The following is a 1288-nucleotide window of genomic DNA, read 5'->3' as shown; positions in this document are numbered from 1 at the left end:
GAATCCGTTGACGGATCTTGCTGCACTTAGCGTGATTGCCAGTGTTACGAGGCCGTTTGCATTGATCACAGATCGCCAGGAACTCCAGTACACCGGCTGAAAGCTTCCCCGTGCTAGTCATGCCCATTTCTGACGCTCCATCAGTTCAATAGCAGCCTGCTGCGGATCTTCAACGTCGCCGTAAGATAATTCACGAATGAAGTTCTCCAGTTCGAGCTTTTGGTCCAGGGCATGTCCTGAAGACCACGCCGCCACACGCAGCTCACCAATGGCCCGAGGAACTTCGTTATTCATACCTTCAACTACCAGGGTGTCGTACTTAGTTTCCATGGCGTTCATTTTCAAACTCCCATGGTTAAGTGTGCGCGAGGCTGATGGTTCACCGCCTGGTGCAGTTGAGCCGACTTGCCCGCTTGATACCCTGCATCGGCAGAGCCCTCATCACGCGACTTGAGCTTGCGGCGCTTCAAGTCGACGCTCTTCAGTGCCGGATAGTTTTTGGCCATGTAGGCTTCAATTGCCTCTACAATTTCGTCTTCGACACCGGCGAACTCTTCTACTTTGAGGGCCACAGCGTCGATCCAGCCATGGGCAAAGGCATCGCCACGCGCAATTTTGGTGGATCGCTTGCAACGTTTCTGAGTAGCCAAGTAATCACGTCGAGCTTTCTGGCACTGGCGCTCAAGTACTTGATATGCGTACCCCGAAAGCTCTGGCGCAGCGCTGCAACCGATGAAGGTGAATACCGCTCTGGACCATGCAGGTGTGCTGTAAATTAAGTGCGTTCCGAATGCTCTGGCACAAACATTTGCCAACCGGATTCGCCAGGCCGGTGGCTCACCGTCAGAACCAGCTGGAACCTGCGACTCACCCGCCATGCTGGCAAGCACATCGCCCATCTCCAGGTCGTACAGCTCCAACAGTTTATGGGCCTGACGCAGTGCGATTTCGGCCTCGTTAGGATTGCTGGTTTTGGACTTGGCCATCTCCAGGCATTTTTTGATCTTTTCCAGCGTGCGGTTGTTGTCCATGTCACTCATCCTCCGCATCGGTTTCGTTATCAACGATCTCGGTCATCACTAGTGGAAACTTTTCAAAGAGATCCAAGGCGGTGGCGCAACCGGCCTTAAAGCCTTTGCGCTCGTCGCCAACTAATAAAACTTGCTGTCCATTTGCCCCGCGCAATACCAACTCAGTATCCGCAGGAGCCTTAACAATCATTTGCAGCTTCTGGACCCGGCTGGTGTGCCACTGCTGGATCAGGCCGATGATTTCTGCCACATCAGGG

The 1288-nt window shown here is 53.6% G+C and carries 3 protein-coding genes; all 3 read right to left on the bottom strand.

The window, feature by feature from the left end:
* Positions 1 to 117 precede the first annotated feature (117 nt).
* Positions 118 to 339, bottom strand: a complete 222-nt coding sequence (locus ACFT9I_RS40195; RefSeq protein ID WP_382572858.1) for a hypothetical protein — start codon at positions 337 to 339, stop codon at positions 118 to 120.
* 2 nt (positions 340 to 341) lie between these two features.
* Positions 342 to 1031 (bottom strand): DUF2786 domain-containing protein, encoded by a 690-nt coding sequence (locus ACFT9I_RS40190; protein WP_382572855.1) that lies wholly within the window; start codon positions 1029 to 1031, stop codon positions 342 to 344.
* Position 1032: 1 nt separating this feature from the next.
* Positions 1033 to 1288: hypothetical protein (locus tag ACFT9I_RS40185; protein WP_382572853.1), on the bottom strand; the 256-nt coding region annotated here is incomplete at its 5' end.

The sequence above is a fragment of the Streptomyces sp. NPDC057137 genome (assembly GCF_042670825.1).
GTDB lineage: Bacteria > Actinomycetota > Actinomycetes > Streptomycetales > Streptomycetaceae > Streptomyces.
Note: the sequence above shows the minus strand (reverse complement) of the source record. Positions and strands in the feature narration are given on the sequence as shown.